This window comes from Peribacillus butanolivorans (assembly GCF_001273755.1).
Classification (GTDB): Bacteria; Bacillota; Bacilli; order Bacillales; family DSM-1321; genus Peribacillus; species Peribacillus butanolivorans.
Genome location: NZ_LGYA01000001.1, coordinates 4,255,968 through 4,280,779 on the forward strand (window position 1 = coordinate 4,255,968; position 24,812 = coordinate 4,280,779).

The 24,812-nt window shown below is 38.0% G+C and carries 17 protein-coding genes and 2 pseudogenes; 5 read left to right on the forward strand and 14 right to left on the reverse strand.

Annotated elements, in window-relative coordinates:
• Nucleotides 1–76: 76 nt before the first annotated feature.
• The 5 genes from AKG34_RS19645 to AKG34_RS19660 form a co-directional block, all read right to left on the reverse strand.
• Nucleotides 77–1,510 (reverse strand): MBL fold metallo-hydrolase, encoded by a 1,434-nt coding sequence (locus AKG34_RS19645; protein WP_053347659.1) that lies wholly within the window; start codon nt 1,508–1,510, stop codon nt 77–79.
• Nucleotides 1,511–1,572: 62 nt separating this feature from the next.
• Nucleotides 1,573–2,772 (reverse strand): FAD/NAD(P)-binding oxidoreductase, encoded by a 1,200-nt coding sequence (locus tag AKG34_RS19650; protein WP_053348172.1) that lies wholly within the window; start codon nt 2,770–2,772, stop codon nt 1,573–1,575.
• A 42-nt stretch (nt 2,773–2,814) separates the two neighbouring features.
• Nucleotides 2,815–3,597: a sulfite exporter TauE/SafE family protein gene (locus AKG34_RS19655; RefSeq protein WP_053347660.1), complete on the reverse strand. Its 783-nt coding sequence runs from the start codon at nt 3,595–3,597 to the stop codon at nt 2,815–2,817.
• 544 nt (nt 3,598–4,141) lie between these two features.
• The gene (locus tag AKG34_RS28095; protein ID WP_161804955.1) at nt 4,142–4,282 is read right to left on the reverse strand and encodes a hypothetical protein; all 141 of its coding nucleotides are present in this window, start codon (nt 4,280–4,282) and stop codon (nt 4,142–4,144) included.
• Between the two features lie 159 nt (nt 4,283–4,441).
• Nucleotides 4,442–5,029 carry a cysteine dioxygenase family protein gene (locus tag AKG34_RS19660; protein ID WP_053347661.1) on the reverse strand — a complete coding sequence of 196 codons (588 nt, stop codon included), beginning with the start codon at nt 5,027–5,029 and terminating at the stop codon, nt 4,442–4,444.
• Between the two features lie 871 nt (nt 5,030–5,900).
• Between AKG34_RS19660 and AKG34_RS27675 the strand changes: the two genes are divergently transcribed.
• Nucleotides 5,901–6,038, forward strand: coding sequence for an SRPBCC domain-containing protein (locus AKG34_RS27675; protein WP_407946267.1), 138 nt, complete (start codon nt 5,901–5,903; stop codon nt 6,036–6,038).
• Between the two features lie 226 nt (nt 6,039–6,264).
• Here the strand turns inward: AKG34_RS27675 and AKG34_RS29740 are convergent, their stop codons facing one another.
• The 3 genes from AKG34_RS29740 to AKG34_RS19675 all read right to left on the reverse strand — a co-directional run bounded on the left by AKG34_RS29740 (nt 6,265) and on the right by AKG34_RS19675 (nt 7,620).
• The gene (locus tag AKG34_RS29740; protein ID WP_152952318.1) at nt 6,265–6,369 is read right to left on the reverse strand and encodes an IS3 family transposase; all 105 of its coding nucleotides are present in this window, start codon (nt 6,367–6,369) and stop codon (nt 6,265–6,267) included.
• Between the two features lie 41 nt (nt 6,370–6,410).
• The gene (locus tag AKG34_RS27685; RefSeq protein WP_161804956.1) at nt 6,411–6,713 is read right to left on the reverse strand and encodes a DDE-type integrase/transposase/recombinase; all 303 of its coding nucleotides are present in this window, start codon (nt 6,711–6,713) and stop codon (nt 6,411–6,413) included.
• A gap of 250 nt (nt 6,714–6,963) precedes the next feature.
• Entirely contained in the window at nt 6,964–7,620 is a 657-nt protein-coding gene (locus AKG34_RS19675) for a DUF2238 domain-containing protein (protein WP_053347663.1), read from the reverse strand.
• 597 nt (nt 7,621–8,217) lie between these two features.
• On the opposite strand from AKG34_RS19675, the gene AKG34_RS19680 reads away from it, so the two are divergent.
• Nucleotides 8,218–8,928: a DUF421 domain-containing protein gene (locus AKG34_RS19680; protein WP_053347664.1), complete on the forward strand. Its 711-nt coding sequence runs from the start codon at nt 8,218–8,220 to the stop codon at nt 8,926–8,928.
• Nucleotides 8,929–9,304: 376 nt separating this feature from the next.
• Here AKG34_RS19680 and AKG34_RS19685 read toward each other — a convergent pair whose 3' ends face one another.
• The 3 genes from AKG34_RS19685 to licT form a co-directional block, all read right to left on the reverse strand.
• Nucleotides 9,305–10,732: a 6-phospho-beta-glucosidase gene (locus AKG34_RS19685; protein WP_053347665.1), complete on the reverse strand. Its 1,428-nt coding sequence runs from the start codon at nt 10,730–10,732 to the stop codon at nt 9,305–9,307.
• A gap of 83 nt (nt 10,733–10,815) precedes the next feature.
• Complete coding sequence (locus AKG34_RS19690; protein WP_053347666.1) at nt 10,816–12,744, reverse strand: beta-glucoside-specific PTS transporter subunit IIABC; 1,929 nt, start codon at nt 12,742–12,744, stop codon at nt 10,816–10,818.
• Between the two features lie 124 nt (nt 12,745–12,868).
• Nucleotides 12,869–13,711, reverse strand: coding sequence for a BglG family transcription antiterminator LicT (gene licT / locus AKG34_RS19695; protein ID WP_053347667.1), 843 nt, complete (start codon nt 13,709–13,711; stop codon nt 12,869–12,871).
• A 353-nt stretch (nt 13,712–14,064) separates the two neighbouring features.
• Here licT and AKG34_RS29745 point away from each other — a divergent pair.
• Nucleotides 14,065–14,595 (forward strand): annotated as a pseudogene (locus AKG34_RS29745) (IS4 family transposase); the annotation flags it as partial.
• 4 nt (nt 14,596–14,599) lie between these two features.
• Nucleotides 14,600–15,390, forward strand: a pseudogene (locus AKG34_RS29750) (IS4 family transposase); the annotation flags it as partial.
• Between the two features lie 596 nt (nt 15,391–15,986).
• Here AKG34_RS29750 and AKG34_RS19705 read toward each other — a convergent pair.
• Nucleotides 15,987–19,172 carry a discoidin domain-containing protein gene (locus AKG34_RS19705; protein WP_053347668.1) on the reverse strand — a complete coding sequence of 1,062 codons (3,186 nt, stop codon included), beginning with the start codon at nt 19,170–19,172 and terminating at the stop codon, nt 15,987–15,989.
• 745 nt (nt 19,173–19,917) lie between these two features.
• Nucleotides 19,918–20,049 carry a hypothetical protein gene (locus AKG34_RS29355; protein WP_269083745.1) on the reverse strand — a complete coding sequence of 44 codons (132 nt, stop codon included), beginning with the start codon at nt 20,047–20,049 and terminating at the stop codon, nt 19,918–19,920.
• 652 nt (nt 20,050–20,701) lie between these two features.
• Here AKG34_RS29355 and AKG34_RS19710 point away from each other — a divergent pair.
• A complete protein-coding gene (locus tag AKG34_RS19710) occupies nt 20,702–21,232 on the forward strand; it encodes a YhcN/YlaJ family sporulation lipoprotein (protein ID WP_053347669.1) in 531 nt (176 codons plus the stop codon).
• A 480-nt stretch (nt 21,233–21,712) separates the two neighbouring features.
• Here the strand turns inward: AKG34_RS19710 and ppsA are convergent, their stop codons facing one another.
• On the reverse strand, nt 21,713–24,328 hold the full coding sequence (gene ppsA / locus AKG34_RS19715) for a phosphoenolpyruvate synthase (RefSeq protein WP_053347670.1): 2,616 nt from the start codon (nt 24,326–24,328) through the stop codon (nt 21,713–21,715).
• Nucleotides 24,329–24,812 lie beyond the last annotated feature (484 nt).

Below are 24,812 nucleotides of genomic sequence, written 5' to 3' on the forward strand. Positions count from 1 at the left end.
AACCCTTTCATCCTAAGCATTACTACATTTGCAATTATGGTAAGTATTTTCGCATAGATGATAAAATTCAAAGATTTCATTTAGCATCTCTGGTGGGTCGTAACTTCTTCTGTTTATTCCATTCCTCATAACCACCTACAAGGCTTTGTACTTCTTTAAAACCATGAACTTGTAGAAGGCTTGCAGCGATGGCTGATCTTCCGCCGGTTTTACAATAAACCAAAATTGGTTTATCATGCGGAATTTTGTGTGCCTGTTCCTGTAAATGACCAAGCATCACATGCTTCGCCTGCGGAATATGGCCTTCCTCCCATTCGCCCGAGCTTCGGACATCAAGCACATATATGCGTTCTGTTTGAATAGAGCCATCTATCTGGTCCATTGTCACTTCTTCATACTTCATAACACGTGAATCAGATTCTCCTTCCTGCTCAATGATATATGGTTCCATTGTTGCAACGACGCGATCCAAACCAATGGACTGGAGATCATTTATCATATCTGCCACATCAGCATTGCATGCCAGAAGATATATAGGTCGGTCATAATCCAACAGCCATCCCGCCCAAGTTACAAATGATTTGTTATAAGGGATATTAATTACCCCTCGTATATGCTTGGTGGCAAATTCACTGGCCGAACGTGTATCAATGACAATTCCCTGTTCCGTCCATTCCTGCACAATATCTATTGAAACCTCCATACAAAGTGGTGCTGCTATACTTCGAATTTGCTGCGATCCCTCTTTATTCAACCGCTTCATCATTGAAAAATAAGGGGGTGCCTCCGGCTGTCCAGCCAACAGCGCTTCTATAAAGCGATCCTCATTATCATATTGCAGTGCCCAATTTGTCCGTTTTTCATATCCAATGGTTGACGACGGGATTGCACCTAGCGCTTTTCCACAGGCACTGCCCGCTCCATGCCCCGGCCATACTTGCAGATAGTCAGGAAGGTTTTTAAACTGCTGTAAAGACCGATACATCATGCGTGCCATTTTTTCCGAGGACCCGTGCACCCCTGCGGCTTTTTCTAATAAGTCGGGACGCCCCACATCACCGACAAATACAAAATCTCCGGTAAATATGCCGAGTGGATCCTTGGTAGATGCACCCCCATCTGTTACGAGCAGCGATATATGTTCAGGTGTGTGTCCTGGTGTATGTACCACCTCAAAATTGATATTTCCAATGGAAAATACATCTCCATTTCTTAGAAAGCAGTGTTGATATTCAGTTGCGTACTCATATTTCCAGTCCGCCCCTCCTTCATCAGACAAATACAATGTGGCCCCAAGCCTTGAAGCTAGCTCCTTTGAACCAGACAAAAAATCCGCATGGATGTGTGTTTCCGTTACACCCACGATCCGCACACCATGTGCTCTTGCCGCTTTTAAGTAAGCTTCTATATTACGTGACGGATCAACAATGATCGCTTCGCCAGTAGCCTGACATCCCACAAGGTATGAAGCTTGAGCCAGTTTCTCATCATAAAAATACTTGAGTAGCATAAATCATCCTCCTTTTAAGGGCCTTGCTTACTTTTGTTTTGTTATGCCTATCAGAAATGTTTTTACATCATACCTTTAAGCATCCCGTTCCAATACATAACGGGAAGCAAGTTTTTCTTCAATACATACATACTGAACCTCTCACGGGATTGATCGATAGGAAAAGTTTCTTGCGGCTGTAAATCATAATTGAATTCAGCCAGTATAAGCCGCCCGTATCCAGTAACAAGTGGACATGATGTATAGCCGTCATATTTATGAACCATTTGTTTGGCACGCATCCGATGAAGTAAATTTTGCACAAGCACGGGCGCTTGTTTGCGAATTGCAGCTCCTGTTTTTGAAGTAGGCAAGTTTGTGCAATCCCCTATGCCAAATATATTGTCAAAGTGTTCATGCTGCAGCGTATATTTATCTACATTCAGCCAACCATTACTAGCTGCGAGGGAACTATTCTTGATAAAATCAGGGGCGCTCATCGGTGGTACCACATGAATCATGTCATATTGCATATCCACACGCTCTTTTGTGTTCAGATTTTCAAATGTCGCTCGTTTCTTGTCACCATCAATTTCAATGAGATGATGCATAAAACATGTCTCGATTTCTTTCCGTTCAATTATTTTATTTAGTGCCTGTTCATATTTTTTTACATTGAATATGGATGGGCTGCCTGAAACAAAAATAACCGAAGATTGCGGGCGAACTCCTGATTTTCTGAAATAATCTTCTGCCAAATACATAATTTTTTGAGGAGCTCCACCGCATTTTACCGGCGTGTTCGGATTGGTAAAAATGGAAGTTCCCCCCTTGAAGTTTCTGATCGCCTCCCAAGTGCTATCAACATAATCATAAGAGTAATTACTACATACCCCATTCTTTCCAATACTCTCTTTTAACCCCTTGATTTCATGCCAGTTAATTTGAATCCCGGCAGCCACAACTAGATATTCGTAGTACAGTTTCTTTCCGGATGCTGTTACAACAGCATTTTCATCTGGCTGAAATGTGGTTATCGCATCCTGTACCCACACGGCTCCGCTCGGAATAACGGATGCTTCCTCCCTTTGTGTCACAGTTTTGTCAGCTTCGCCAGCTCCCACAAGTGTCCATAATGGCTGATAATAATGTTTCGTCGCAGGGTCAATGATGGCAATGTTTCCGCTCAGAGTGCGAGATTCACGCAGGAGACGGGCTGCAACCGTAATTCCGGCACTGCCCCCTCCTACAATCAAAACTTTGTAATGTGTCTCATTCTTCATCTTTGCCATTCTAATCTCCTCATCTCATTTTTATTAAGTAGCTCACCAATCTAACGCTTCAGCATTAATGATTAGCATGTAAATGGCGACAAACATAACAACACCGGAAAATACATAATGGAGCGTACGCTGCTGTTTGCTTAAGCGCACTGCCAGCCAAGCTCCGACTGTTCCGCCGACAACTCCCCCTCCAACAAATGCGAACACAATCCACCAGTTTACAAGGCCAGATAAGCTATAGCTTATAGCTGTCATAAGCCCAAATGTGCCCACAGATACCAGAGAAGATCCAATTGCTGCAATCATTGGCATCCTTGTTACAAAAATTAAACCGGGAACAATCAAAAATCCGCCGCCAATCCCGAAAAAACCGGATAACAGCCCCACTAGAATGGCCATGGTGATCAACAGTGGAAGCTTCACTTGATTTTGAAAATCATCTGCCTGACTCTTCGTTTTCTTTGGCATAACCATTTTTACAGCTATGACGATCATCAAAATGGCAAAAAGAAATAACAACTGTTTACCAGGTACCAACTTTCCGATAATCGATCCCGTATAAGCACCTAGTGCACCAGATAGGGCAAAAGTAATCGCCGATTTCCATTGCACATGGCCGGCTCGTGCATGTGGAATAAGGTTTGCATAGGCATTTATAGCAACGGCTGACGCTGTCGTGCCAATTACCACATGCGGATCTTTCATACCAACAACGTAAAGCAAAAGTGGAACAGCAAGTATTGATCCACCTCCGCCGAGCAAACCAAGTACGAATCCGACAATAGTTCCTGAAAAAATGGAGAGGAGCACTTGAATCGTTGTCATTCTTTTCTGAGACTCTCACCAACAAAGCAGAGTAGACGGTGATTTATCTCCTCCCTCCTTTCTCTATTTACTTATCATTTATATAAGCAAAAACCATGCCAACTAATTTCTCCTGTAAAACCGCTTGGTTTGCGCACCCCACTCTATGGAAATTCCCAATTTTGCTATCAATATATATAAAAAGCCTTTATCATCAGGTTTAAATTCTTCCTAGGACTAGGAACTATTTTTGCATCTGTGATAAACTCTTCAAGCTATTTCTATAAAGTGTTTCAACTAACATATCTGTTACCAAAATTTTTTTTTAGATTTCGTATAACTGAAATAGCGTACAGGAACTTATTAATGTGTTACCTCTGATATGGATAGCTCCATATACCCATCAAACTAATATTTCGAAGTACCTTCAAAACAACAATTTTATTCTCTACATTCATTTATGGGAATTCAGTCCAATTTAACTTAATGGCGATGTAGTACCTCTGGATATTTAGTGAGATTTCTATTAATTGCTTTGTGTTTTCTATCATTTTAAAGTTGTTAGTTAGCCTTGTATGCTAGGTTTACTTGTTTTTACAATCATTTTTAAAAACGAACCCTCTGGAATCGGCTTTCCGATCAGACCTTGATAGTAACCGGTTCCACTAATCCAGGTTCTATGCTTATCCAGTATCGTCACATCCAAACCCAATACTTCTACTAAACCCTTGGTGCATGAGTCAACGAACTTCTAGATATAGTTTAAATTTGCCATGTTCCCCTCCTGTTTCGTAGCAAAAATTCTTTCAAGGGATTATTTATATTACAAGAGAAGCTATTTTGAGGAATCAATTTCCATATAAACTTAGATTAGTTCAGGAGTATACCCTACATTGTAATCATGGGCTGAAAAAATACCTTCTTTTTGTAAAGGCTTAAATACCCGAAACTTGCGGAGTTGTTTTCCATAAACATGGATGGTTATCGCTGTTTGATCGCCCTCCGTTTCAAGGATGTGACAATCCGCTGGGGGCAGAAGTTTGCAAGTCATTTGCTGATTTACAATCAATGTATCAGTTTGTTGAAGTTTTACTAAATTTTCTGAAATCTCTCCCACTCGAAGATAGTTCTTCAACTTGATCTTTCCAGCCACAACCCCTTCAGCTCCCCAAGTACCATCGTGATCATGGAGTGAAGTTTTCTGCCCCGGCTTCCAGACAAGTGCCATGATCTCAAAACGATCATGCGGATCGCAGTAAAGGGAATGACGGGCATATCCTTCCGAGCTGGGCTTTCGCTTTTCGGGAGGGAACCAGGATGTGGTACGAAGCAGCTCACCGAGTAAACGCTCTGCCTCTTCCACCCGAACGGCATTACTCTCAGTTTTCTCGATTACCCATGTCATATCTCGAATAAAGTCGATCAGTGTATAGTCCTTCGTTTGTTTTGTCATGATACAATGTCCTCCTATTATGGATAATTTCTTTAATGTTTTTGCTTTCATATAACTATTTAGCAAAAAACAAGCCACCGATAAAAAAACACAGGAACGCTAACTATATTCCGCTCTTTTACCTGATATTATTGAAATCTTGGGAAAACCTTTCCATAACCACTATCGAAAACCTTGGTTAATTCTTTAATAAGAGAAATCTTTATCTCAGGTTTGAAAAACAATTCACTAATACCAAGGAAGAAAAAGACCTTATGCAAAGGTCTCTATTACACTATAGATTCAATTCTTTACATGACCGAGCGATAAGTTCAAAAAGCTGGTCCTGATCAGTTAACTCAACAAAGGAAAATGCGATTCGAAGATCCGTCTTGGCAAGGGAGATCGTCGCCACTTGGACAAGCAATATTCATACGCTTGAAACCCTCCCCCCTGGCCAAAAAGATATCCTTCGTTTTTCGCGATTTTCGCATTGTGCAGCATAAAGCGTCCAATTCTTGAACTGTAAGTCAGTCCTAAATCCCTACAATCTAGCCGTACTAAATATGTGCCTTCCGGTTTCACCACTTTTATTTGTGGTATGAACTGTTCAAAGTAATTTTTCGTGTACTCCAAGTTTTTTTGCAGATACTCCCTCAGCTGATCCAGTCATCCCTCTCCAAATAGATATACGCTTTCCAAAGCTACCACCCCTAATGGATTGGGTAATTCAATCTAGAGACTATTAATCTCACGATTATACATTTCCCTTTGCTCCCTATTGGGAATAATGGTGCTAGAGGTTGCATCCCGGCTCTACTTGAGTTTCAGTATTGGATTTATTGGGAAGCATTGCCGATATCTTTTTGGATAGGCGCCCTCCACATGGACATTGAAGCAAGAGGATGGAACAACCTACTTACATCTTGAACAAACAGGATTCGAAAAAGAAGACCAAGCGTTCAATGGTGCGAAACATGGTTGGACGAGAATGGGCGAAGAACTTAAAAAAGTGTTAGAGGAAATGTAAGACCAAACCTCTGAACCTGTTTTTTTATTAAGCTAACGTATAGGAAAAAGCAAACGGCTCAGTATAGGACTGATGCGTTTGCTTTTTTAGTAAAAATATTGATACAAAACACATTACAAATTCAGATGCAATTTTGATTACAATTTCGGATTTTGCAATAGGATACGGAACCCGTCCTCTTTTATGAACATAGATTTCAAGAAAAGACAATATAATAGGGGTACCCCTAATAGTAGATATAAACTTCTACGGCTTGAATCAATTCTTTTTCTGTTTTAAAATCATTTAGGTGCAACATCTCCAATTTAACATGGGAGAAGAACGATTCCACACAGGCATTATCATGGCAGTTTCCTTTACGAGAGTGGCTGCCTATGATACCAAGCTGTTGAAGTCGTCGATTGTAGCATGGGATGTGTATTGGAAGCCTTGATCCGAATGGAGAATGGCCCTGTACACATCCCTTTTTTGGATTAAACCATCTAAAGTGTCTACTACAAGTTTGAGGTCGTTACGGTTGGAGATTTTCCATGAAACAATCTCGTTGTTATAGATGTCTTGTCCAACGGATAAATAACGGAATCCATCTTTAAAAGGCAAGTAAGTGATGTCTGTCACGAGCACCTCATTTTCATATCGGCCTTGAAATTCGCGATTTGAGACATTTGGGTACACGATAGGAGGTTTCCCCTAAAAGAAGTGTCGCTTCTTTCGAATAATAGACTATATACCAAGGTCCCGCATTAAGCGATACACCTTTTTATAGTTAACGAAGAGAACCTCCCTCCTTCAGAGCGATTTTCATGATCATTAGCTGCATAAATTTTCACGGCAAAAACGCTCGTTAATGGTATATCCCTTTTATATCATTTGAGGAGGGCTTTTTCTATTTGCACGCATTTGTAATACATTCTGATAATTTACTTCAATCACTTTTAGATTGACTTTTCCTCGACTCTCTTATTAATTCTTTTTTTAACAGCTGGTTATGTAGTTTTGAAAAAAAGAGTAACGCAAGAATCGAACCAACCAAGGCAAACGACATATCCCATTGTGCATCCCAAATATCACCTTGCATACCTAAAAAGTTTTTAACCACTTTTCCTCCTTTTGTTATTTTAGTACTTAACCATTCGATGATTTCGTACAGGGAAGCGATCGCAAGCGCGATACTTATAGTGAAGGAAAATAACCAAGGGCCTTTGGTTATTGGAGTTTTTCGTAATAATATTTCTCTTATTACAATCGCAAACAAACCCTTAAGAAAATGTCCAAATCGATCGTAGTCGTTTCGATTTAAATTTAAAACATCTTTTATCCAATTAAAAAGGGGTACTTTTGAGTATGTGTAATGGCCGCCGACAAACATCAAAATCATTAGAATGGCAATAATGATATAAGAGAGAGTAGTAAGGCGAAGTTTACTGTATGTTGCAATTACGATGATTAGTCCGACAATGGCAGGACTAACCTCCAATGCCCAGTTCAAGTATCCTGCTGGATTTATAACTGACCATATAAAAACTGCTGTAACAACCAAAAGTAAAAATAGATGAATCGTTGTACTTTTATCTCTTATCACTTTTTTCACTCCTATAGGGGGTTGTTTTTAGCGCCGACCTAACAATAGTTCATAACTTTTTGTGTTCTTCAGAAAGCCGTTCATAACTTTGCTTCTTACTATAACAACTTAGAAACTCTCTTGTATGTAATGTTCTCTATTAAAAATCATAGGATTTCATTTTCCTTGTCTCATTCATAAACACCCCATTGATTTCTGGAATTCATTATTTTAATTCTTAGCCATTAGCATTTTCTCCTATATATATACCTGGTAAGTTAAACCTAATGTATAGTATGCGTTCTATTTGGTTTAAACTGTGTGTGATCACCTCTTAAAGCAAAAAAAGACCGTTCATCTTTGTACGGTTGCACCGAAAAGATTAATTTTTTATGTCACTATAAACCTTACTTAACATAAAGTGCGCTATCTATCGGAACCAATAATTCTGGTTCCTATTTAGATACCAAATCATGATTTCTTGAACCGAGTATTCTAAATAGATTCCTTTGGATAGGATTTCTAGTTGTATGCAAAAAAACGGATGTTTATAAAAAAAGAACCTGACTATAATGATATAAGAAATAAAGAAATAGTTGACTCATCTGGAGGAAGAATATGCCTGATTATATTGAAATCATCCTTCGTACGTTCGGAGCATTTTTTATTTTGATAATTACTACCCGTTTTTTGGGTAAACAAACTCTAGCTCAAATGACCTATTTTGATTTTGTTATAGCTATCACAATGGGTGCAATTGTAGCGAATTTAGCGTTTAATACTCATATTAAAGCCTACCATCTCTTGCTTTCTTTCGGTATCTTTGTTGGTATAACTTTTCTTATTGCCTATATGTGCTTAAAAAGCCAAAAGGCTCGTAAGTTTTTTGCTGGAGATCCAACCATTGTCATTCAGAATGGAAAAATATTAGAACATAACATGAAAAAGATGCGTTATACCTTAGATTACTTAAATCAAGAACTACGAGAAAAAAATGCATTTGATATTGAAGAGGTTCTTTTTGCTATTCTTGAAATCAACGGAACATTAACTTTATTGAAAAAGCCTCAGTATCGTACCGTGACAAGACAAGATTTATGGATCGCGTCCAGTCCAGAATACAGGCTTCCTATTGAATTAATTATGGATGGAAAAATCATTGATAAAAATTTGAAGGAGAATAAAATTACTCTCTCGTGGCTAGAGAAAGAGTTAAAGAAGCGCAATTTGTGGGTAAACGACGTGACCTATGGAGTTTTAGGTGCAAATGGACAACTTTACCTTGATACATATAATGACCATTTGCAGTCTCCAATTGATCAAGAATGAGACGATTTTTATCTTTTAGGGATACCGCCAATGGCGGTACCTCCATTGCCATCAAGTTAAAGTTTTGTAGTACCCCAGAACGAAATTTTGGACTTTCTTGTAACTTCTAAGTTCAATTTATCGTTTTGAGGGTGACCGATTTTCTTGGCTTGATGGGTAGTATGTGGCTGAACCGCAATAAGAGAGGTTGCTGCAGCAACCTTTTTCTTACGTAACAAACTGGGCAGGATAGTTCAAAGTTGTGTTATTGGTTTAACTGTTTTACTATTTTTTAGATGAAAAAGCCGATGATTCTTTAGAGTGAATCATCGGCTTCTATTAGGGGTTTATCTGACGGACTAGAGCAGAAACCCTGTGACTAAGCCATCTACACTAGTTAATCTAAATCTTCGCCATTCGTGGAAATAACTTTTTTATACCAATAAAAGCTCTTCTTTTTACTTCTTTTTAATGTTCCATTTCCTTTATTGTCCTGGTCAACATAAATAAATCCATACCGCTTGTCCATCTCGCCAGATCCAGCACTCACTAAATCTATAGGTGCCCATGTTGTATATCCTAAAATATCTACCCCATCAACCTGAATCGCATCTTTCATCGCTTGGATGTGTTCTCTTAAATAATCAATTCTATAATCGTCTTCCACATAACCATTTTTGTCCACTTCATCCTTTGCCCCTAACCCATTTTCTACAATAAATAATGGCTTCTCATAACGATCGTAGACATGATTTAGAGTAATTCTTAGCCCCAATGGATCGATGGGCCATCCCCATTGGCTGTACTCCAAATAAGGATTTTTGGTGGATGCAAATAAATTTCCTTCTGCATTATCTCCCTCATCGCCATCTGTTCTTACACAGCGACTGTTATAATAAGAAAGGGAAATAAAATCTACTGTATATTTTGCGAGGAGCTCTTCATCCCCCTTCTCCATTATTGGCATCGTCCCATTACGTTCCATTTCTTTTAGAGCATAGTTTGGATATTTTCCTCTTGCTTGTACATCAACAAAGAAATAATTTTCCCGATCTAATTTTGTTGCTTCCCAAACATCATTTGGATTACAACTATAAGGATATACACTCCCTGCCGCAAACATACAACCGACTACATTATTTTCATCTATTTCACGAGCCATTTTAGTTGCCTTGGCACTTGCAATAAGTTCATGGTGTGCAGCTTGATATTTTATCTTTTCTTCATTCTCACCTTCTTCAAAATAAATTCCCGCCCCCATGAATGGCGCATGTAAAATCATATTAATCTCATTAAATGTTAACCAGTATTTAACTAAACCCTTATATCTTTTAAAAATAACTTGGCATAGTTGTACATAGAAATCAATCATTTTACGGTTACTCCAGCCACCGTATTCTTTAATCAGGTGCATCGGACAATCAAAGTGAGTAATGGTTACGAGTGGCTCTATATTATATTTACGGCATTCTTTAAATAAACTTTCATAAAATTGAAGTCCCGCTTCATTTGGTTTTTCTTCATCACCTAATGGAAAGATTCTACTCCAAGCAATACTCATTCGATAAACCTTAAAGCCCATTTCAGCAAATAGTTGAATATCTTCCTTGAAATGATGGTACATATCAATACCTTTTTTAGCTGGGTAATAGTAATTTTCATCAAAATTATACATTTTCAGCTTTCCTGTAATTACTAAAGATCGAGCTTCTCCTGTTGGGCACACATCAACATTCGAAAGTCCTCTCCCATTTTCGTCATATCCCCCTTCACATTGATTGGCTGCGGTAGCCCCACCCCATAAAAAATCATCACTAAACTTCATCACTCATTCCTCCAGTATCGAAGTATTATCCCTAATGACCGTGTACAGAAAACTTTTTTGCCTAGATTAGGCCGTCTTTGATATCAAAATATAACCGTAATTAAATTCGTTCCTCTATCCACGTTACCCTCTTTATACTCCGCAACCTCCAAATAATCTGCGGAATTCGTAATAACTATTGGAGTAACAGCACTGTAACCAGCTTGTTCTATTTCTTCAATATTGAAATCTAACAACCTTTGACCTTTCCTCACCTTATCGCCTTGTTTTACATAAGCTTTAAATCCTTTACCTTCTAATTGGACTGTGTTTAGACCAACATGAATCAGAATCTGCACTCCATTCTCCGATATAATTCCAATCGCATGTAAACTAGGGAATAACGCTGTTACTTCCCCATTAACAGGGGCCACAACCACTCCTTCTGCAGGTACGATTGCAACTCCACTACCTAATACACCTGATGAAAAAGCCGCATCTTCTATATCTTTTAATTGCATCACTTCACCTTTTATTGGGCTTTCAATTATTTCTTTCTCTAATCTACTTTTCTTTTCCTCTTGGATAACTTCAATTTGAGCCTCATTCACACCTGCGTAAACAGTCTCTTTATCTTTATAGACAATCATCGTCAATATAAATGCCACTACCATCGAAATTGCAATACCGATAACCGCGACAATTAAATTCCCCATTGCTCCATCCGGTTCAATCATTGCGGGTAATTCAAAAATACCCATTCCACCAGCCATGAACTTTCTTAAATTAAAGAATCCATAGAATCCTCCACCGATCCCACCAGCAATACAACTTATAATAAATGGTTTCTTTAAGGGTAATAGAATTCCATAAATAGCTGGTTCTGTTACCCCGAATATACTGGATAGGAAATTTGGCAAAGACATTTCCTTCATCTTCTTGTCTTTTGTTTTAAGTAAAATTGCTAGGACAACTCCCGCAGTTGCAAAAGTACAAGCAAAGAAAGGCATCATCACATTATCGTATCCCATAGTCATAATGTTATTTAGATATACAGGTATGAATCCCCAGTGCATACCAAAGATAACTAGTATTTGCCACGTAGCTCCTACGATGATGCCAGCAAACACTGGGCTGAAGTCTCTAACTGCAAATACAAATTCAGAAACAACCGTTGAGCCAAATGTTGCAAGTGGGCCAATTACAATAAATGCAACTGGTAATGCAATTAATAATGTAAGCATCGGAACAAAGAAGAATTTAAGTAAATCTGGTACAACCTTATTACAAACTTTTTCGCATTTTGCAGCAAAATATACAGCTAAAATAACAGGAATAACTGTCCCTGTATAATCTATCGAAATTAAAGGTATGCCAAAGAAGTCAATGTAAATCGGCGCTTCAAACATGGAACCTTGAAATAATGTATACATTGCATTAGTACTTGAAGAAACAACACTAGCTTGTATGTTTGGGTAACACATAATAGCCCCTACAACTAAGCCTAACATGGGTTTCAAACCAAACTTTTTAGCTGAAGTATAACCTAAAAACAATGGTAGAAAAGTAAATAGGGCATCACCGATTGCGTTAATGACCATTGAGCCACCCGAAGTTGGGCTATATAATCCTATAGCAACGAACAGCGCATCTAGTCCTTTCAACATACCACATGCAGCCATAATACCTAATATTGGCTGGAATATGCCTGATATGATGTCAATTGCCTTATTTAGTAATTTTTCAGGCTTTTGCTCACCTTGATGGGATGCATTCAGTTGATCTACGTCAATCAGTGCACTAATGTCATCATATACTTGTGGTACATGGTTTCCGATAACGACTTGATACTGCCCACCACTTTTCATGACCGTGACAACACCATCTATATTTTTTAGGATGTCATCATTTGCGATGTCCTCGTCCTTCAATTTAAACCGTAGTCGAGTCACACAATGTGTTAAGCTATTTATATTTTCCTTTCCACCTATATTTTCAATAATTTTTTTTGCTAATTCGTTGTATTTCCCCATTTTTTAATCCTCCATTTTTTCTTGTATTTATTAACAAAAATAGTGAAGGTTTGGCCAACTTAATGTTACCATCCAGCTATGTATTGCATGTTTACAGTCATCACCACCTTTAATGTTCCTTTACCTATCTACTCGACTCCCGAACTACCTTTGCTACATGAATGGTCAGATAAATTATTTCATTTGAGGTTAAATCGTATCCGTATTTCTTATGGATAAATAGTTGAATCTTCGAAACACATTCAAAATCTTTCACGTACTTGTTTTTAATAATCTCAAGTAACTCTTCATCAGATCCATCACTGTATGTGCTATCCGTAATTAGCCGGGAAGCGAAAAACTTTAAATGGCTAATAAAACGATAAGAGGAAACCGATTCTTCCATAATCTCAATACCAAAATGAACTCTAACAATTGTCAGCACTTCTTGAATCAACTGTGTAATCTCTTGTACGATTGGCTGTTCTTTACCCAACTGAGCATTTACAATATGAAAAGCAATAAAACCTGCTTCATCGTCAGGTAAACGGATATGTGTTTCTTTTTCTATAATATCCAGTGCTTTCATTCCAATATTAAATTCATCTTTATAAAATCGTTTTATCTCCCAAAGAAGTGCATTTTTCATCTGAATTCCTTCTCTAATTCTTTGAATTGCAGTATGGGTGTGATCACTCAATGAAATATAAATACCTTCATTGAGTTTTTTACCTAATTTGCTTTGGGCATATCCAATAATTTCATCTGTGAGTTTCATATGCTCAATGGGTATGTTATTTAGCAGTTCTTGTAATTTAGTAGATATATCTTGATTGGCTATGCGAAAAATTTTGTTTACCTTCCTTTCATCAATCACATCACCTTTTGATTTTTGATAGCCTATTCCTTTTCCCATAACAATTATCTCTTCACCGTTTTTATCTTCCGTAATAACGACATTGTTATTTAGAAGCCTTTTAATTTCCATATATTTCACTCCAATCAAGGATATTTTAGTATGGATTCATTGTATATTTCATTTTAGGGGGATTATCTATCATCCCAATATAACAAAAAAAAGCCCATTCATTACAATGCATAGAAGTACCTAAAGTCTTCTCTGCACACTAATGAATAGGCTTAGCTTGTATTTAAACAATTACTACCCAATTCCAATAATATACGTACATAATAGCCTACATTTAAAATTTCGTCAACGCCGTTAGGGGACATATCTACGGTAGGACCCCATCGCCATCAAGCTAAGGTGAATTTGTATCATCATAACGAAAAAAAACGCTATTCTTTTTGTAGAAATATACAGGAAGGATGGCGTTTTCTATGAGTTTTTCTGTTTCAGACGAAATGAATCTCTTTTCTCAAGAACTTCAAAACTACTTATCTCCGTCTTCTCTACAACAATTAGCTAAAGAAGTTGGTTTTGTTCAACGTACAAGTAAATATCAAGCACAAGAATTATTTGCTTTATGTGTATGGCTTAGTCAACAGGTCGCGAGTACGCCACTCACACAATTGTGTAGCCATCTCGAAGCATCTACAGGTGTCCTTATGAGCCCCGAAGGGCTTAATCAACGATTTAATGGTTCAGCCGTACAGTTTCTTCAACAAGTTCTAGCTAATCTTCTCACTCAAAGAATTCATTCAACACAAGAAATACTTCACCCATACTCCACGACTTTTAAACGTATTCGGATCCTAGATTCTACAACATTTCAACTTCCAGATAAGTTTTCCTCACATTATCAAGGTTCTGGCGGAAGCAGCCATACCGCAGTTGTTAAATTCCAACTTGAATATGACTTATTGAGTGGGAAGTTCCTCCACGTTTATGTAGGAGAAAGGAGAGAAAATGAATGATGAAGGCGCTTACTATGTCTCACGTTTGAAGTTAAATTCTCGTATCTAAGAACGATGAACCAGAGTTTTTTCGAAATGGGACTGTGAAGAAAGGTACTCTCTTTATTCAGTTAGACAGGGAAGAGCTTATGAATCAATTACAACCTGGTCAAACACTCGAAATTTCAGAAGCATACATTGGGCTGTATCAAAAACTACCCGCACGAGTGGTTATTCATCGACTAACTGAGGCACAAACAGAGAAAAGATTGAAAGAACAAGCAAAAAAAGAAAAGAAGAAGGGCATTACCTATAAAGACCGAAGCAAACGATTAAGTGGAATGAGCGTATATATTACAAATCTTTCTTTAGAAGAAGTTCCAACGGAACATATCCATGACCTGTATTCGTTACGTTGGCAGATTGAAATTCTATTTAAAACATGGAAATCTTTCTTTCAAATTGACAAGTGCAAAGAGATCAAGAGGGAACGCTTAGAGTGTCACTTGTATGGCCAACTGATTAGCATTTTACTCTGTTCCTCTACCATGTTTAAAATGCGTCAGTTACTTTTAGACAAGAAAAAGAAGGAGTTAAGTGAATATAAATCTATCTATATGATAAAAGACTATTATTTATTGTTTTATCAAGGATTACAAAAGGACACCCAAGAACTATCAACGACTTTTCTCCGTCTGTTTTACCTTTTGGAGAAGACGGAAATGTCATCGTTATAACAAGAAAACGGTCTTTGATATCTTAGGTGTTGTCTATGATTATTCGATGTCACAAAAACTCAAAGTTTCCTAATATTTTAAAAAAAACCTATTTAATAGGTTTTTTTGTCATGCACAATTTTAGTATTACTGTAGCAAAATAAAGAGAACACACTTTCATATTAACTCTTGGCACGATTAGCTTGATGGCGATGTGGCGGTACCCCATAGCCATCAAGCTAAGAAAATAAATGCCCCCAAAATGAAAATTTTAGTTACTAGCTAAACAAAGCTCGACTTTTTCACTTTGGGGGACATAAAAATATTAACTTGATGGGCATGTGGTGGGACCCCACTTAGCGTAAGAAAAGTCGGTTTTTTTATTAGGATATTGCTTAGCGTATGTTTTCCGCGTTTTGCTACTGGGACCCCATATAAGGCAAAAAAAAGAAGGATAGATAAAATTTGCTTTATCTATCCTTCTTTGTACTACATATGACCTCATTTACTACAACAACATTAAGATTTACTACAATAAAATAAAAAATTCGTTGTTCAATTAATGCGCCCTTTAATTGAATAACTAATAAGTTTTTTATTAGCTAGTATTGGAAATTTTTGTTTATTAATCCTCATCAATCTCATCTTCAAATGCAGAATTCAATACATTAAATTCTTTTAAGTTAGAAGCTAATTCTTTACAGTTTTTGTTGCAAGGACGCTAATCTCCGCAGCCGATGCCCAGCCGTTAACACCCGCCGTTGCTTCGAGCTTTACATATGATGCATCTGTCGAGTCAAAAATTGCTTCTTTCTCCACATTGTTATTTGCCCAACTTCCGCTTGCAACCTTGGTAAAGGTCACTCCATCCGTACTTACATATACATTATAGCTTGTTATATTTCCGTTTAGCCCCGATTGCCTTGGTAAATACGTGACTTTATTGACTTTGTAAGCTCCTCCAAGGTTTAAAGTAATCGATTGAGGGAGAACATCAGATTTATCCCACTTTGTATGCCACAGCGTTTCTGGGTTTCCGTCAATCGCCATGGATGCAGCACTATTTTCACCACTTGTTTCCTGACTTGTCGCCGTTGCCTTCATTTGTGACTGAGGGATCTTATTAACAGTTACTTTAATGCTTGTTGTCAAAGGCACGTTATTTGGATTTGCCACCCCAGTTGGCAAAGTTACAGCTCCATTTACATTGAAGGTCTGTACAGTCGTTACAGCAGGATCATAGTTTGAAGCATCTACATCCCATGTCACTTTGGCATCGCCACCACCACCATCGGTAACCAAGGATACTGTCTTTGGCAATCCAAGGGCGTCTGCTGTCTTCGCCGCTCCGATTGCCACCCCTGTTTTGTCAGCAGGTGCAGTGATGCTCTCTAAATTAACACCTTGAGGCGTAATGTCAATGTCCTGCGACGAACGGTTATACATGGAATCCGCAGCGAATACTCGGAGGGTATATGGAGTAATCGGCGACAAACCTGTAATCTTGTATTCCCTGTGTTCATCGAATGGCTTGTCTAGCGGCAGCGAAAGACTGTTAAACGATTTGTCAACTTCCCCGGTAAGCTTGTTGATAAGCTGAACATTGTATTCCAACACACGCACATTGTCATTGGCTTGCTTCATTGTAAAAGTAAGTTCGTTGTTTTTGAAGGAATTGATCGTAATACCCTCATCAAACTGCGGAGCGATGAGTTCTCTTGTATCGCTTTTGCTATACGTAAAGGCATCTTTGCCTTCGCCAACGTAGACTACAGAAGGTATGCCTACAAATTCTTCTGTGCTTAAATTATAATGTTTGATGATAACTTTTGTACCATAAACCTCTATGAAATTCGAGATGCGAGGTGTGGTATTATAATTGATATATGCACCTTCAATATATCCGCCGGACGGACCGCCATCAATATAACTAGAATAATTCGTCGAACCAGCATCGAAATACGATGCCGCACCTTGATAGAGTGAACGTTCGTCGGTCGGATCGTAATGCGTATGACCTGACAGATAGACTACCTGCGACAAATTATTGTCAGCAATATATTTACCTACATTATTACTTCCTGCGGTGCTCCATGCCGATCCCCAATTGGTTCCGCTGATAGGGAAATGAGAAGATACAAATATCGGTTTGGTTGGATCGTAATCCGCTTCTTTTTTAATTTGGTCAAGGAAATTTTTAGCTTTTCCAGACGTGTTGTTGTTGTCATAATTTCCGTCAAAAACCACAAGATTATATCCTTTTATCTTGACCCGATAAGCATCGTTAAAGAAATTGTTATCGTACGATTTCGTAGATTCGTTCCAAGCGCCCGCCGAACCAACAGGAATTAATTTTTCGGCGCCGCCCATATCATGGTTGCCTCTTACTAAATAAAGCGCGATATTGTCAAATAAACTTTCATCTTTAAGTTTATTGTAGACTTTTGTCAGCTCATTCATCCACAGATATTCGATGGCATTGTTACCGCCGGTAACGTCGCCGGGAATCAACATTACGTCGGCTTGCGAGAATATTTTCAGGCTTTTTCTGAAATCATCTTCCACTCGCGCGATTGCAGCAGGATTACCACTGATTTCCGTATCGCTGTTCACAATCATATTTAAATCGGCGGGCGTTGCTGTTTTATTACTTTTTTGATAGATGAAGATGGCATTGGTTAGTTCACGTTCGTAATAATTGATCGTTTCCTGTGTAAATAATTTTTCTTTTTGCGTTGTTGCAACCGTAGTTGCCTTATTCAAAACCTTTTTCAAATAATCAAAATCGGATTCGCTGAAGCCGTTGCCGAGACCGCCTGCTTTGATTGCATTTGCTTCTGATATTGTGTCGTTAAGTGCGTTCATATCTACTTTATTTACAGCGTAACTATTATAATTCGCTTGAACTACATCACTGCTCAAAACACCTTTCCAAACCATCAGATCAGCTATATCGAATGAATTACCGCCGAGGTTGCCCAAACCGTCGACACCTATTTTTAATGGGTTCGATGTATCTAAAGTTCCAAGCTTCAGCGTAGTTTCAGCCATTTCGTAACCATCAATATACAACGACGCGAGCATTTTATTTCTGTCTACGGCATATGTCACGTAACGCCAATCGGAAGCATCAAACGTATTGCGCCCAAAGGAAATGTTCTTATCTTTTGCGGTCGGGAATCCTAAATTCATGTTGACCGAATTGGCTGATGTGTAAATCGCCCAGCCTGCGTTAGAGCCGTTACTAAAATCCTTGTTTGATAATATTACCTGATTATTCTTAGTGTCGCCCTTATACCAGAAGGATATGGTAAAACTGTCATTACCAAAATTCAAGCTATGCTTCGTACCGACATAATTGCCGTCTCCGCTTTCTAAGTGCAGAGCTTTGGTCCCAGGTAATACACCGTCTACATAACTATAATTTCCTTTCCCTTCCAAGTTCTCTTGATTAGCATCGTCCTTTAAATTATTGTCGAATTTCATCGATGCAATAAGGGGGTTGGCATTTAATACTGCGTTCGTGGGCAATGAAGTTTTTTTGTCACCATTTGATGGTAAACCAACTACAACGCGCAATTTTTTACCAATATCATTTAACGTTACGGTGTAGCTTTTGGATTTACCACCCGATTTTACATTAATATATTGATCGCTTATACGTGATTCCTGTACTTGCCATTGAAATGTTAGATTTTTGCCCATTGAACCATGATTCATGATTACACTGGCGGTGATCGTTTGACCGTAAACCGGCTGCATATTGTCGATTTTGACGAGTTTGTCGCCCGATGCGTTTGCAAGTGCGTCTGTGGTGGTCGATAACATAACGAATATCATCGTTAATACGACGGTAATGGATAAAATTCTTTTCATTACAGAAAACCTCCAAATTTTATGTATTTTAAGAGCCTATTCAAAAATCTCGTAAAATTAAGTAAAAAAACAAAAACGCACCGTAGCGAAACTTTGGTGCGGAACTCATTGATTATATCGATCATGTTGACGACTCCATTGTGCTAGAGAAAGTCGCCCCGCTTTACAAGGATGGCGGGCATCCTCCCATCGATCGGGATGAGAGGAGATTTTTCGTCACGGAAATCCCCCTTTCGTTTCTAATATTGGAACCTTGATTTTCTCCTTCTGCTGCTCTCATTAAACTAAAATGGTGCTTTTTGAATAGGCTCTTTTTGTATTCTAATGTAAAAATATTATATTTATATTTTCTCAGAGTAAATTTATAGTAAATCTGGCGGGCAACTATAAAGGGCCTTATTATCTTTAAATGTAGAATAAGGTAAATGTCTACCTACATTATAAAATGCCTCCTACGGCACCACTCCCGTATAGTATTTATAAATAATATATGAAAATTTCAACTTATATAAAATAATGAGATTATAGATAAAAGTATCTAGTATATTCAAGGAAAACTTAATAGTTCATCAACCAAATATTTTATTTAAGGGGTACCGCCATTGCCATCAAGTTAAAGTTTTGTAGTACCCACAGAACGAAATTTTGGACTTTCTTGTAACTTCTAAGTTCAATTTATCGTTTTGAGGGTGACCGATTTTCTTGGCTTGATGGGCATGTTGCGGTACCCCTTTTTTTCAACTTACTACCGTTTATAGTCTGATACAAAATTTCTGATTTCTTTTATCGGTATTTCCAAATTATTAACCATTTTAATGAGTTCAACCCATTCTTTATCAAGTTCTTCTACTGTATCGTTTGCCTCCTGACTTAGCATTACTATTCCCCTATCAGAATCAGAGAGTAACCCAACTATCTTTCTTACACCAGATTCACCTTCTTTTTCTTGATAACCCTGTGATTCTTCGTGTAGCAGTTCCCGCTGCTCATATAGGCTTTTAGCTGTCTGATAGTCATCGAAGTAAGATTGGTTCACATTGAATTAGAGCAAAGGTTTTAACAGTAGAACAGGCTATGGACATAGGCTAGAAAAGAACATAAACTATATCAATATTGGCAATATTGGGCTAGTATGAAGCTTATTTATTCTGCCGTTATATTTCCCTCCGTATTAAAAATTATTATCCAACCTAAAGGCGAATAAAAGATGGAAATAAAAGAATTATTAGAATAACAAGGTACTTTTTTGTTAATAGCCAACACGAGCTAAACCCCACATATTGATTACAAATAGTTATTATAGTGATTAAAATACAGCGTTTTTTTCGGTATTTGCCTTAGCTTGATGGGCATGTGGTATGACCCCTGTAAGATTCAGAAACAGCAATTATTGAAATAAAATTAATATCGTTTATTCCCCGTGAAAACTAGGGCAGTATCCATAGCGATTATAAAGTTCTTTTTTTATGAATATTCTCGGAAATACAGCAGATAGTACTAGGGTAAATACTTTTAAAGGAGTGACTAACATGAAATACACATTTTTAACAAGCGCCTTGATTGCTCTATTCCTTACGGGCTGCGGGGTAAGTGATAATAATGATAATGGAAAAAATGTAGGAATGAATACTAGCAATAAAAATAATGCCATGGACAATACCTTGAATGTAAATGACAGAAACAGGGACAACGATTACAATACCAGGCAATTAAGCAATGATGACAATGATAATAAAATGCGCGTGGCTGATGAAGTAGCAAATCGGCTAGAGGACATGGATAATGTAGACGGTGCCTCTGTCATTATTACAGATAATAACGCATATGTCGCCGTGAATCTGACAAATGACAAGAACCTGACAAATGACTTAGAAAAGAGAATTGTTGATCATGTAAAAAAACATGATGAAAGTGTAGACAACGTTTATGTCTCTGCGAATCCTGACTTTGTTAAAAGTATGAATGATTACAGGAACGATATTCAAAATGGAAAGCCGATTGGCGGACTATTTAATGAGTTTGGTGATATGGTACAAAGAATGTTCCCGGATGCCAAATAAAAGAGCTTAAAACCTCTGTTTATAATCGACTTGAGCTCATATTGCTTAGGTTCACTATCGGATCAAGATATCGATACAAATTGTTAAACGAGGAAGCATTTTGGTGTTTTTCGTTTAGACCTGTAAGGCTTTAAGGTCAAGAAGAGGTGCTACCTATTGTTACAGGTAGCACCTTCTCATACTTCTTTAATCCCTAAAAGGGGTATCTTTAGCAAAACGCGGATTTACAACGTTATACTATTAAAACTCCCAATCTTTCAGTGATATAAATGAGAAATTGGGATTTAATTATTCAACAATCGCGCCCTTTAACAGAAGACTCGATTTCAAGATAATCTTAACAGACATTAATATCGATCTTCAGTTACTGCCCCCTTATATGTCCTAGTGACAGGGTTCTTAACATAGACCGCAAAGCACCATGATGTCAATAATTCTCCTAATTCGAATGCTCATCTTTTATGATTTACATGTAATGAATTATAGTATTTCTATATAACCTTCTGTTCCATTTACTCGAATACGTTGCCCATCTTTTATCAGCTTGGTGGCATTTTCAACACCGACAACGGCAGGTAAGCCATATTCACGTGCGATGACTGCTCCATGGGTCATCAGTCCGCCAACTTCGGTGACAAGTCCTTTTATGGATACAAACAATGGTGTCCAGCTAGGATCGGTGAAGGTTGTAACCAGTATATCTCCATCTTCTAGATCTGCATCTTCCATTTTTAAGATGACGCGTGCTCTGCCCTCTATAACTCCGGAAGAAACCGGTAGACCTACAATAGCTTCGGCTGTGAGATTTTCTCGTTTGTACTCACCTACAATGATTTCACCATCAGACGTGATAACACGTGGTGGAGTTAGTTTTTCATATAATTTGTACTCGTCTTTTCGTTTGCTGATGATCTGGTAATCTAGTTTATTTGTGCGTACAACTTCGTGAAGTTCTTCAAAAGTGAGATAGTATATATCTTCTTTTTCATGAATAACGCCCGCTTGTACGAGTTGTTCGGCTTCTTTCAGTAAAGCCTGCTTATAAACGAAGTAGCGATTAACCATGCCGTATTTTGGATATTCCCGATAACCGATGAAATTCCGGATTAGGTCGATCATTCGTTTTGTTTCTTTGGCTTTTTGTTCACCATCCGGTAATTGCTTCAATCGATCTAATAACTCTTGTTCTTTTTTCAAAGCTTCCTGTCGCCCTTGCTCAAATTTCCGATTGCTAGCATTAGGCTCAAAGTTTTTGATATTACTAAGAATCACGGGGACAAGTGTAGTTGGTTTTTCGCTCCAACGAGTTTTAGTAATATCGATTTCTCCGGTACATCGCATTCCGTATTTGCTGAGAAAATCATAGATAGCGTCTTGGGTTTCCTGTCCACCATCAAACTTAACCAGTTTATCCAAAAAGTTTTCATCTTTAACATGTTGTAAATGATCAATTACTTCTGGATAAGGACGAATCACATCTGCGACATCCAATAGCGCCAGACCCATTTCTGAAGTAATATTGTTTGGTACAGATTGAGAAAGGGTGTCGGCTGCGTTTTTTTCACCTAACCACTCGTTCATATTTTCATTGATCCATGATGAAGCATCTATAGCAGCCATAAACACAGCTGAACTTTGTGGGTCAAATAAAATCTTCTTTAATATCTGGATATCTTCCAGAATAAAATCAAATAAATCCGATCCTAATTTCGTTTGGATGTTTTGTTTTAACTCTTCTATCGATGTTTGACTACTCTTAATCAAATCAGAAACGATTGTCGGGTCGTTTTCGATTTGTGCCCTAGAATCCGCAGACGACACACTTTTATTGCTTTTACTGGAACTCTGTTCTTGCTTATCATTTGGTAAAGATTTTATGAAATCTCCTCGCTCTATTATGGTAATGAGTGCGTCTTTCATGAGCGGATCGTGTTGTCCCATGGCATCTAATAACATTTTTCTGCTGACAGGTAAAGCCAGATTATTTATTACATCAACAAACAACCTTCCGCCAGCTTTAAATCTTGGTCCAAAAGATGTCAACTGAAATAAAGACATTCCCAATGGTTTCATGGGGTCGGTCATCATTTGTTGATGACCAACAGATACGTAAACGTGATTTTCTTGATCATTCGCTTCAGGGATCGGGTATAAAGTAGTGATTGGCCGACTCTGGACAATATAAAATGTATCATCAACCAAACACCATTCGATATCTTGTGGGCAACCAAAATAAGCTTCGATCTGTCTTCCTGTGCGTGCTAGTTGTAAAATTTGTTGTTCATTAAGTGTTTGAGTCTTTTGCTGATCGGGATCGATCTGCTGGGTCTCTGTTCCGCCTTCTTTTAGTCCATAGATAGCCAATTTTTTGGTTGCTATCATCTTATCGACGATTTCCTCTTCCTGTACTCTATAACAATCGGCAGATACCAAGCCAGAGACCAGTGCTTCTCCAAGCCCAAAACTGGCATCGATTGATAGCAGTTTTCGGTTAGAAGTAATCGGATCAGCGGTAAATAAAATCCCTGAAGCCTGTGGGAAAACCATCCTTTGAACGATAACGGATAAATAAACTTGTCTGTGGTCAAATCTATTTTGCATTCGGTAGATTACCGCACGATCCGTAAATAGGGAAGCCCAGCATTTGCTGATATGCTGTAAGATTGCTTCTTTTCCGATGATATTTAAATAGGTATCTTGTTGACCGGCAAAAGAGGCGTGTGGTAAATCTTCAGCAGTTGCACTGGAACGCACTGCATAAGCATGTTCATCGCCAAACTGGGAGAGATAGTGAGCAACAGCCTTCACTACATCGGAGGGAATCTCTACTTCCATAATGATTTTCCGAATCTTCCTGCTGATTTCACCAATTTGATCTCGATCCTCTACTTTTAGCAGTGTTAGTTGATCCAACAATGCGTAGAAGGCTTCGTTTTGTTCGAGGGCTTTTTGATAAGCTTCTGTCGTAACACAAAATCCTTCTGGCACTTGTATTCCATGAATCTTCGATAGTTCCCCTAAATTCGACCCTTTTCCTCCCGCGAGCAAAAGTTGCGTTTTATCGATCTCCCGAAACTCTAGTACATATGGTTTCATTTCTTTCCCTCCCATTTATCGCTCAATACCAAGACGAATCATATTACAAAAATTGTTCATCTGATCAACCAATTACGCTGTCCACTCGTTCCTGCTCCTGGCGAAGTTCCATGTTCCCTAAAAAAAATAAAAATAGTAGTTGACTGAAAAGGATTTTATGAAGTATAATTAAAATAGGGATAATTTATACAAAAATACATAATCGGTGTATCTATATAAATTTACCACAGTTTCTCATTTTTATCAATGTATTTACACGACCATAATTGTTGCAAATTCAAAGGAAGAAAAACTCCTTTTTACAAGACAAATGACTCACAAAAAATGATATTCAAATATCAAATCATAAAGTGTAGCGTCAGGAGAATACGGATTTACAACTTTAAGAAACTCCAATATTAAAAAGCCCAATTTCTTAGTATTAATATTAAGGAATTGGGCTTTTTTCGTTCCCCATTAAAGCGCCCGTTTATTGAGAATTTAT

What these genes read in the sequence shown, in the direction of transcription:
- AKG34_RS19710 (WP_053347669.1), top strand. Translation starts at nt 20,702, where the DNA reads ATGAAATACACATTTTTAACAAGCGCCTTGATTGCTCTATTCCTTACG.
- AKG34_RS19650 (WP_053348172.1), bottom strand. Translation starts at nt 2,772, where the DNA reads ATGAAGAATGAGACACATTACAAAGTTTTGATTGTAGGAGGGGGCAGT.
- licT (WP_053347667.1), bottom strand. Translation starts at nt 13,711, where the DNA reads ATGGAAATTAAAAGGCTTCTAAATAACAATGTCGTTATTACGGAAGAT.
- AKG34_RS19660 (WP_053347661.1), bottom strand. Translation starts at nt 5,029, where the DNA reads ATGACAAAACAAACGAAGGACTATACACTGATCGACTTTATTCGAGAT.
- AKG34_RS19655 (WP_053347660.1), bottom strand. Translation starts at nt 3,597, where the DNA reads ATGACAACGATTCAAGTGCTCCTCTCCATTTTTTCAGGAACTATTGTC.
- AKG34_RS19680 (WP_053347664.1), top strand. Translation starts at nt 8,218, where the DNA reads ATGCCTGATTATATTGAAATCATCCTTCGTACGTTCGGAGCATTTTTT.
- AKG34_RS29355 (WP_269083745.1), bottom strand. Translation starts at nt 20,049, where the DNA reads ATGCTAAGTCAGGAGGCAAACGATACAGTAGAAGAACTTGATAAAGAA.
- ppsA (WP_053347670.1), bottom strand. Translation starts at nt 24,328, where the DNA reads ATGAAACCATATGTACTAGAGTTTCGGGAGATCGATAAAACGCAACTT.
- AKG34_RS19690 (WP_053347666.1), bottom strand. Translation starts at nt 12,744, where the DNA reads ATGGGGAAATACAACGAATTAGCAAAAAAAATTATTGAAAATATAGGT.
- AKG34_RS19645 (WP_053347659.1), bottom strand. Translation starts at nt 1,510, where the DNA reads ATGCTACTCAAGTATTTTTATGATGAGAAACTGGCTCAAGCTTCATAC.
- AKG34_RS19685 (WP_053347665.1), bottom strand. Translation starts at nt 10,732, where the DNA reads ATGAAGTTTAGTGATGATTTTTTATGGGGTGGGGCTACCGCAGCCAAT.
- AKG34_RS19705 (WP_053347668.1), bottom strand. Translation starts at nt 19,172, where the DNA reads ATGAAAAGAATTTTATCCATTACCGTCGTATTAACGATGATATTCGTT.